This is a genomic window from Candidatus Enterococcus wittei, from assembly GCF_002140175.1.
GTDB lineage: Bacteria > Bacillota > Bacilli > Lactobacillales > Enterococcaceae > Enterococcus_B > Enterococcus_B wittei.
This window is the reverse complement of the sequence record NZ_NGMO01000001.1, coordinates 76,739-87,637: the sequence shown is the minus strand read 5'-3', so window position 1 is coordinate 87,637 and position 10,899 is coordinate 76,739. Positions and strand designations below refer to the sequence as shown.

The following is a 10,899-nucleotide window of genomic DNA, read 5'->3' as shown; positions in this document are numbered from 1 at the left end:
GATGTAGGGTTGCTTAATTCATTCGTAGAAGCCTGATTGGTGACGTAAAATCATAGACCATTAGATGTTATTCAAATGAACACTTATACAACAAAATAGTTCTGTAATTAATTTTTAATGAAGGAGTGAAAAAGATGCCACAAAAATCAAGGATATCACTGAAATCAAAGAAGACAAAGAAGACAAAGAAGACAAAGATGCCGAAAAAATCAAGGATACCACAAGATACTTCTAGAAGAACAAGTGGTCGAAACTACAACCAAATGAATGATAAGAATAAGTCAGGAGATGACCAAAGGGTTTTAAACAATGTCTCCAATAGATCAGGACACACCCTCACACCTGAAGGAATAAAACGCCCAGTAGGCTGGCTTCATACATGGGGAACCTTGTTGGCGATGGTTCCGCCATTAGATTTGCCCGACCAACAGATGGTCTTAAAAAAAACTCCTCCAGCTTTTGAAGTGAATACACGAATTGATGTGAGAAGAGAGGGGAATCAGACAAGGATCCATTCTTTTGTTTCAACCTCCACCATCAATCGTGAGCGATTCCAGTCCCCATTATTTTTGAATACGACCGATACAAGGTCTCACCGAGCTACATCGGTCGCACTACCAAGTACCAGTGCTCGTTCTCTTTTTGGAAATCAGACGTTCTATCATCAGACACCAATGGCCACACAATCGGTTATCGACATAGCGAAGAGGGCCCATGAATTGAGTCTTTTTGTTCACCAGAAAGTTCACGACCTCTATCAGCTGGCGAATTGTAGTACTACGAGAAGGACGGATCAGGTAAATACATGGATCATTACAGGAGAAAGTGTGGAACAAACGAGTTTTAAAACCATTTGTCAGGATGCGGTCGGTCAAGCAGAGAGACAAAATGATCAAGGAATAAAACAAGAAAGTGGGCTTTCTTCTCCTCATGCTATGACCCTTACACCAGTTCAAGGACCCTCATATTTTTCTGCGAAAGAGGCTGCGCAAAAACTAAGAAAGGCCTCTCAAACTATTTATGAAAATAAACAGAATGCCACAGGTAATACAACTAATGTACACAATCAAGTGATAGAAACATTTTGGAATGGATTAACTGAGCTGTTTTACCATTTTTTTTCCCAACATGAAAATAAGTTTTATACCCAAGAACAAAATGGGTCAAGAGGTTCGCTGCTGTCGTATTTTGCTGATTGGTTACTGAGCATCTTTTCGATAAACCATGATCAGGAACTACCCTTGGAATCGACATTGGAAGCCATACAAGCGTTGTTCCCAGAAGAAGAGAATATTTTTTCTCAAATCTGGCATTTGGCAGAGGATCTTTATGGAAAGATAGATGGGTATATCCAGTGTTTTAATTTCGATGTATTTCCCAAATTAGGTGTTGAGGCAAGGCCAATTTTGCTCCCTGTTGAAGAAGTAAAAGAAGTTCTGATGGGCTGGAAAAAACTTTCTATAGAGACAACAGTAAAAATAAATCAAATCATGACAGAATATCTAAGTAAACTGCCTCTTACTGTACCAAAAGAAGTGGAGTTTCCTGATTTTTGGTATGATTATGAAACATTTCAATTGCGTCATAAAATACAAGAGGTCAATCAAAAAGTCAAAGACTATTTGTGTAAACAAGGAGTCCTATGTGACGAATTATCAGGAATTGAATTGCTCAATGCCGTAGAGAATTGGGAAGTAAAAGATGGGGTGGAAACTAAAATAAATAGAATAATACAATTAGCGAGTGTCATACGTGAAGCTTCCGGACTTCAGAAAATCGATCTGACCTATCAAGAGGCAATAAATATCCTCTTCCAATGGCGAAATAATAATGCATTTGAAGGTTATAAGTTTGAAGACCGGCAACAACCAACCCAAAAAGAATATCAATCAACAACTTCAGTAGAGCCTGTGACAAGTGAAGCAACCACCGTAATCACTCGGACGAACGCAACGACATCGGCTACACCATTACCGCCACAATTGCAATATTCAGAAGTCATTCCTAAAGAAACACAAGTGAAATTAGAAAATACCATTACATTATACATGCGTGGCTATAGTGGGAACCAATTGTGGAAACAAATGCCTGAAAAATTACCCACTTTTTGGTATGATTCTGAGATTTTTGAAAAACGGGATAAGCTAGAACAAGTGAATCAAAAGGTGAATCAGTTTATCTGTCTGAATATGCGTAAATGTCCAACTATGACTGGCCAAGAATTGATTCTGTCGGTAAAAGACTGGGAAAAAGAACGAGATTTGGCAGCTGTACAAATGAAAAGAAAACAGCTTGCTAAGATCATTCATAGTTCTTCTGGGCTTCCTCTTCAAAAATTGACAGATACGAGGGTAGCAGCAATTTTACTTCAATGGCAAAACAATAATATTTTTAAGGACTATAAATTTAAAGATATCAAACAAACGTATACAAAAATAACTGAAGGATTGAATGAATCTCAATCAAGCATGACCACACCTATAGCATCATCAACAATAGAAACAAAAAGTCCGTTATCAACAGAGGGATTTTCTAAAGGAACACCAACAAAATTAAATGTTACAGAAACGACTATATTCACGACCCGTTTTGATGAGGCGCTCTTGAAATCTTATGAAATCCTTTCAGGGGATACGGTAGCAAATATAAAGCAACTCACAACGGAATATTTGAAGGGGCAGTCTTCTGATTTATCGAAAACCAAATCCTTCCCTCCTTTTTGGTATGACCCTGAAATTTTTGATCTGCGTAATAAAACATCAGATGTCAATCGAAAAATCAAAGATCATTTATGTGAGAAAGGAGTGCCATGTAAAGGATTATTAGGGCTGAAACTGCTTAATGCTGTAGAGACATGGGTAACAACCAATAGGCTAATTAAACCACTTAGAAGAAGACAAATAGCCCGTATCATTCGTGAGGCTTCTGGATTGGAGCGTAGAGAAGATTTGCCTGATAAGAAGGTAACAAACATCTATCTACAATGGAAAAATAATAATATTTTTCAAGGGTACATCTTTAAAGAACAACAACAAGCAATTTCAACAGAATTAGTGATGACTGAAACAACTACAACGCTGAATGAAAATCAGGCGAGTACTGAAGTGACTGTGGCAATCGACGCAACCCAGCTAACTACTGAGTCTGTCCAAGGAATAGATGATCACCAACTACATATTGAAATAAGGACTAAAAGGGGGCAGATACAGGATTTGCCAATTTCTAATCCCCCAATCCTGAAATCTTATAAAAAGCTTACTCCAGATGAAATAAGAAAAATAAATAATATCATTTCAAATTTTCTCGGAGAACATTCTTCTTCCAAACCAATTTCTGAAGAATTGCCACCTTTTTGGTTTGACGAGGATTTATATCTGAAGCGGAGTGAAACAGAAAAAGTCAATGAAGCAGTCAGAAAAATCTTATGTGAAGGAAAAGCTTCATGTTCAGATATGACAAACAGAGAGTTGTTGATTGCTTCACAAAATTGGATACACGAAGACAAGACTCTAGTGTTAAATCGAATGAAACAATTAGCTGGTAGGATTCTTGAGGCTTCTGGACTTTCTGGAGAAGCTATGACAGAAACTAGAGCATCTACGATTTTACTTCAATGGCAAGACAATAATATCTTTAAGAATGCCAAATTTAAAACGATAGACCAAGCGATTTTGATTACAAGCCCATCACGAAATGAAACGATCGTCGAAAATACTGAAATAGTTGGAACAACGATTCATTTGATTGCAAATTCCTATGGACCAATTCCGCACGAAGCGTTGATCACCACCAATCATATTCGAGAAGCTTATTTAGATGGTCGACCTTCTCCTATAGAAAAGTCTGTTCCATTGTTTCCTATCTGGTACGATTTTGAAGTATATCAAAAACGTGGAGAAACAGAGAAAGCCAATGAGTTAGTTGAAGATTTTCTCTGCGAACAAGAGGTTACATGTGAAGCTTTAACCAGCCAGCAAATCGTTCTTACCGCTAATGAATGGACAAAAAAGGTGCCAACAGATGCAGAAATTCTAGAAAAAAAGAAAGTACTTGCCCCGATCATTCTAGAGGGTTATGGAATAGCAGATAGAAATATTTCCGATACGAATGCACTTAGTACGGTATTTCAATGGGAAAATAACAATGCGCTCAGCGATTATCCATTGATCAATCTCCAACAACTACGATTGGAGGAAGGTCAACCTCGAAATGCAATCAGTAAAGGAACTGGTGAGATGATGACAGTGCCCGATACTGTGGTTGATTCTGAACTAGTACAAGTACATAAACTTGTTCAAGAAATCGCCAATGATGTGATTCCTTTAACAATCACTCAAGAAGTGCTACCGATTTTTTATTATGATTATGAACTTTTTCAAAAACGATCGAAAGCTAATGATGTAAACAAACTGTTAAAAGATTTCTTGATAAAGGAAGGAATAGAAATAAAGGAACTCTCGGAAAGTGAACTAGCGGAGGGAATTCGGCAATGGCTCGAAAAATCAGATCCAAAAGAAGCATATGACAAATCCGGGAGAAGACAATACCTGGCTTACTTTCTATTGAATGCTTATGGAATAGAAAACGTGCGCTTAGGGGAATTTATGCCATTCGACAAAATGAATGGGATCTTCATGCAATGGAAGATCAATACATTGCTCGTGGGTCATCCCTATAAGGGAATAACGAATGAGACGATCCATCATTATTTAGGGAAAGCAGAACACTACTTGCTGATTTATTTTAAGCAACAAAAAAAAGCAAGCATGCAAATTTATGACGATTTTATTCACGATCGTCCCGCAACTGTGCCCAAGGGGAAACCCCTTCCCCTGATTTATGCGCATTATAATCTTTTTAAAAACCGAGAGAAAACATCAATAGCAAATGAGGCTATCAGAAAATTTCTAATTGATAAAGGGCTTTCTTTTAACAAACAGACCAAAAGTGAATTGGTCCGAAAGTTAAGAGGATGGATCCTTAAAGGAGAAACATATCCTGAAATTGTCGCAAGAGAAAAAGAGGCAGCCAAACTGCTTCGTAAATCCTATGGTCTAGAAGAAAAAGCTATAGCCATCAATAAGGCACGAAATGTCTTACTTCAATGGGGCAACAATAACGCTCAGACAGGCTATTCTTATAAAGAAAATGATGATTTTGAAGAGGAACCCCAACTCAATCAAAGAATCAAAGCTTTTATTCGTGATAATGGTGAAAATGTATTCAAAAACAGAACTAGTGTTACGGCATTAGAAGAGAAAACTAAGCTAGATAACACACAAAAAATGGGGCAGCGTCTAAGAATGATCGCATTTTTAATTGAAAATGGAGTAAAGTCCGAAGATACTACTCCTGATAAATTGGTAAAAACTGTCGCAGATTGGGGGCTGGTTAAGGGAGCCACTCAACAGACACTAGATATGGTTAGAGTGAAGCAACTAGCACAAGTCCTTCTAGGAGAGCCACAGGATGGACTTATTTCAGAGTCACAAGCGACGACGATAGTTGCTGACTGGTTATTTGAGACTCTGGTAGATAGTACTCCTTCTCTACATACCCCTCAACTTGAGAGTGAAAAGCAACAGACAATTACTAGTACGCAATCTCCAGTCACAAAAGAAAAAGTAAAGGATAAAGTGATTCAATGGCAAGACCCAAGTGTGATGGGACAAATCGAACAGCTCTTTCGACAAGAGGGTATTCTGACTGGTAACGTAACAAAGGAAGCAATCCTAATCGCCATGGGGAAATGGTTTACACAAGAAGGTAGTGGGATAGTACTCAGCTATAAAAAGCTCCAAATATTAGCGAAAACGATCTTGAAAGAATTAAATCTATATGGTGGGGGTGAGGAAGAAAAAGAGAGCATTTCTGATAGAGATGCCAAATCAACCATTACGAAATGGGTATTTGAAAATGTATTAGGCTGCCCGATAGAAATGTATATGATTAAGCAGATTATAGATTCTCCTGATCCTTCGCAATTTACCATTGGTAGTCTCAGAAAGCTCTTTGAGATTGATGAGTTAAGAAGAACTGGCCGTATTATATTGCATTCTCTTTATACTTCTAAAGACAGGGAAGAAGAGAAAGTCGCATTCCAAAAACTATGGACACTATTACTCAATGAAGCATTGCCCAATTACTTTCTTGAAACGAGTGCTTTGGCAGATGACTTACTAATCTCTGATTATGGTTCCTTAATCCAATTGATAGGAACAAAATTATTAGAGGATGAAGGGATTCGAACACAATACAATCAAGAAGAAATTCGAATGATTGGATCATTTTTCTTGGAGGAATTTATTAAAAATGAGGTCAAGAACTTTGACGAGTTGCATTATATCCTGATCCCTGCGTTACTTAGTGTGGCTCAACTGGATCCGATGTTATTACGGAAGGCATTGGAGAAAGGAAACTATAAAGAAGTGGCCATTGGAACCTTTATGGGGTATTGGCAAAAAGGAAATATCCAAATCATGGAAAATGAAAGAATATTCAATCAGGTGTTTGATCTGTATCAAGAAAACACACTTAAATGGCGACGGAAAAAGGTGTTAGCAGAAGAGGAAGCAAAAAAATGTATCGGAGAGGGGGTAAAGACTAGCGCTCTAGTATTAGAACAGAGATATCTTGGTGGATCAGATCCTTGTCCTGACTACTTTACCTCCCCTAATATTGAGGATGCCTATAAAGCGTTGACAAGAGCTGTATCTGATAGTTTCTATCCGTTTGATAAGAAACTGATTGAATATGCAACCAATTCATTTGATGCAACAGAACGCCAGTTTGTTTTCTCCCCAGAGACTCAAACTTATTTGGCGTATGCTAAATTGGAAAGTAAGCCGGGGTTTCCTGGACGTGGTACAGCACCGCCTTTTCCAGCTGCTTATCTGAATCAGCAAGTGGTGATTCAGCTTGCTCAATGCGATCTGTTTATAGCGTTTAAAGGCTATGAAGAGCGGTTGTATGCTCTGAAGAAATTGGAGAACAACGGAGGTTACATTTACTATCGAGTGGATAAAGATCCTTCTTTATATCTTAAATTCGGATTATTTGATCAAACCGAAATCAAGAAAAAAGGCTATAAAGTAGAAGAGGATTCCATTCGTGTAGGGAATCGGCTGTATACGTTTTCTGTGCGTGCGGATCAAAGTAAAAAGTTATCCCATGGTGCTGAGAGAGAAAAGTTTATTGATGCACTCAGCCGTCAGCATAGTGAGGCGCTTTATGCACAGTTGTATAAGTCAGGAGATGACAAAACGATCACACGACAAATTTGGGATGTCCTTAAACACTTCATTCCTTTTTATGATTGCGTGACGGGAATTGCTGAACAAGATACTGTCAAGGCTGTTTCTTCTTGCCTAATTGATGTCGTTCTTTTAATCCCGGTTTTAGGACAGATCACCGCTCTCAATACAAGATTTGCCTTAGGTGTGGCTAGAGCGATAGCAACGGGTGGGATAAGAAATGGGATTCGCAAAGGTGCCCAATTCCTTCCTAATGCCTTTGAACTCAAAAAAGTCCTATACAGTACTTTACGCTATGTAGATCCCGGATTTGGGTTAGTAGCTGGGGGAAGCAAGCAGCTACTTAAAGGATTAGTGAGATTAAAAAATCAGGTATATGTGACTAAGGAAGTGACATCCGTTTTAGAAAAATTGTCTAAATCAATATCATCTTCAGAACTACCAAGTGGAGTAGTCATGGCTCGCTTACCAGATGGTGGGGCGGAATTCGCGGTGAAATTAGTCAAGTATCATTTATATGCACCGGTAACGAATCTAAATACTGGAACTGTTTCTGGTAGATATTTTGTCTTGAAAGAGGATCAGTTAGAGCTCTTTAGGGGACCAGTTACCTTTACACCAGACGAATTAGCATTGATCAAACGTTTATCAGTAAAGACAAATGTTCCTCAGATTTTCGTTGGTGTACCTAATGTGAATCCAAAAGCTTATGGTGAAGGAACAGTCTTGATATCGGAAAAAGAAGGGGAAGAGGTAAAGACTTTTATTAAAATGAATCATGAATTGATTTCTCTCCGAATCACCCCCATTGAAGGACATGGCGCACGGTTTGATGTATTGGATGGAGAAAAGATTTATCCAGTGAATTACAATGGTGTAGAGTGGTATTTCGAACCAGAGACTTCACCATATGTAACGAAAGAACTGGCAGATGAAGTTACCAAAAAGATCGATGAGTTTGAATCATTGAAGGATCCAATCACCCTTTCTCCTCCTTATGAGCGGGATTTGATGTATGACAAATCCGGAAGGTCCTACATCAAGATCAATAATCACTATATTCCTCTTATCTTATTTGATCAAAATAATGGGCGTTATCATTTAGTGAAAAAAGATATAGATGAATCGATGGCGGTGTTGAGGTTCGATCTGGAGAATGGCGGATTTAGGATGGAAACCATCGTGGAGAGGAAAGAATTAAGTATGTTTATTCAAGAGGATATTCTTGAACGAAGGAGAAAAGCTTTTTGGAAATGGAATTTTGGCTCATCCAAAGATTCATCTGCAGATACTCCTTCACAGAGCACCACACATGAAGAAGCGGGGCCAGGTACGTCTCATGGCTCCTCAATGGGTACTTCACAGGGGGCACCAAGTACCTCAACGGGAGCCATTCCCAAAGTTCTCCATGAAGAATCCTATCCTGAACTTCCTGCGGCGCCAGACAATTGGGCGAAATGGGTGAAATTTAAACATGCAAAACGGGATGTAGGATTGAGAAAGTTTATAGGACATAACCAGGTAGATCTTAGGACACTCTCTATTTTCCCTCCAGAATGGCAGGCTTACTATCTAGATGATGAGGCTCGGGTCGTTAAACGAGTTTATAAGGAGATTGATAAGAATTTTCATCCTAGACCTAAATTTGAGGTATTTGTCGGTCTTGATTCAACGGATGTACAAGATTATTTCAAACCATTTCAGGCGGAACTTAGGGAAGATTTTAAGAAGGCAAAAAAAAAATTTGAATCGGCAGTCAAATTGTATGAAAATCTTTTGAAAGAGGAGAACCTCTCAAGTACGAAAGAAGGAGAATATCTGATCCAAATGTTCAAATTGCAAGATGTTCCAGAAAAAGAAATAATTCTAAGAGAAAGTGTCAAGAGATTGAATAGCATATCGAAAAAGGGAAGTGAATTCCTGGAAATTTCGAAAGATTTAGCCTTTCAAAATGTATGGACCTTATCAACAGAGTTAGTTTATGATGAGAAAGCACTGCAATACTATTCTTCGGTTAATCACGCGATTGCAACTGAGGCATTTACGCTAAGAAAGGAGTCGGAGTGTCGTATCTTTATTTTTGCAGATGCTTTTCATCCTAAACCAGAGCTTCTACAAAACCGCCCATCTGGTCCTGACGTAGTGATGCATGAAGTCACACATCTGGTGGCAGCTTCAGAAGATTTAGCAGAATATAGCCAGGCGGGGGTGGGGTTAAAGAATAACGGAAAAAAAACACTGGAAATTTACGACCAAAAATATCCGGAGCTGATAAAAGTAGATTCTAAATTATTACTAAATTATGGGTATGAATTGGCACATGCACTAGAATTATCCGAGGATTATTTAACACCAGAGATGCTCAAATCAGCGTTAGAAGCAAACCACACCTTACGTGTTCATTTCCAGTTAACGGACGCAGAAATGTTGATGACCATTATCAGAGATCATGTGGAAGGAAGAGCATTTGATGCACAATTTCTTGCGAAAAGAGATCTCAATAAGGACGAATTAGGAAATGGAGACTTGTTTACGTTTCAGGTGTTATCTTATGTCAGTGGGTCGGTAAATTTTGAGCAAAACATTCAGCAAAATAAAACGCAAGAACAAACAACCAATCTTCCGGATTTAACAAGTGTCGCCTCTAGCCAAACAAATGGCAACAGAAACAAAAGAGAGGTAGTGTCAGCCAGTATAGAACCCATAGAGAATGCAGCCCATCAAAGTTTATTAAAACTTATCAATCAGAGTATAGAAAGAAGTAAGAATCCCAATCAATATGACTCCAGCCAAGCAGTAAGTATGGAGCTACCAAAGAATGTATCGAAACAAAGTGATTTAAATCTTGTAACTACGAATACCGAAAACAATCCCAATCTTTTTGTCTCCAATCAACAAATAAACACAGATTTACCAAATAATCCAGCGAATCAAAGTTTTTTCGATATTGTATTCACTAGTAAATACAGAAGTACTCAAAACCATCCAACGAAGGGATTCAATCCACTGATCAACAAAAATCGGAAGGTATTAACCCCACAACATTAAATAAATTATGTGAGCTTTCCTCTGTCGCATCCGATGATACATATTAACATGATAGAGGTAAAGGGAGTAGAGATATTCGAACTGAGCGTGGAACAAAAGTATGATTCACTCTTGTTTCACGCTCTAAATACATATAAATAGCAGAATCAGAAGCAACTTCATCTGTAATAAGCTGAAATTCACAAAGATTGGAAAAGCAACTTTCGTGAATTTCAGCTTATTTCTTGGAGTTAACCACTTCTGTACCAGCCTCATACTTTTATTATTGTCTTTGGATTTAGTTGAGCTCGCAAATCATGGGTTATATAAAACCACCTGCTTCCATAATAAGATAGTCACTATAAATAAACGGCGTTCAAAAACCAGCTTCTACGATAATAAGGCAGACGCTATGAAAATATGGAAAAATATTTTCATAGGTAGTAGGTTCATGGATATATGTAGGTTAATACTCACTCCCGAATTTTTAGAAACGGCGTTCAAGAAGCTGCACTTCGGTAATAAGCCAGAACCCTAAAAAATGAGGGGAACCATTTTAAAGCATTAAATGATTTTAAAGAAACTACAGACTCCTTACATTTGAAAACGGCGTTCAAAA

At 38.2% G+C, this 10,899-nt stretch carries 1 protein-coding gene; it reads left to right on the top strand.

Annotated features, from left to right (window positions below; all coding sequences use genetic code 11):
• The first annotated feature begins 134 nt into the window (after positions 1-134).
• Positions 135-10,301: a QWxxN domain gene (locus tag A5844_RS00265; RefSeq protein WP_086283079.1), complete on the top strand. Its 10,167-nt coding sequence runs from the start codon at positions 135-137 to the stop codon at positions 10,299-10,301.
• Positions 10,302-10,899 lie beyond the last annotated feature (598 nt).

Excerpts from the sequence above, each read along its gene's own strand:
- A5844_RS00265 (WP_086283079.1), top strand. The coding sequence starts at position 135 with ATGCCACAAAAATCAAGGATATCACTGAAATCAAAGAAGACAAAGAAG.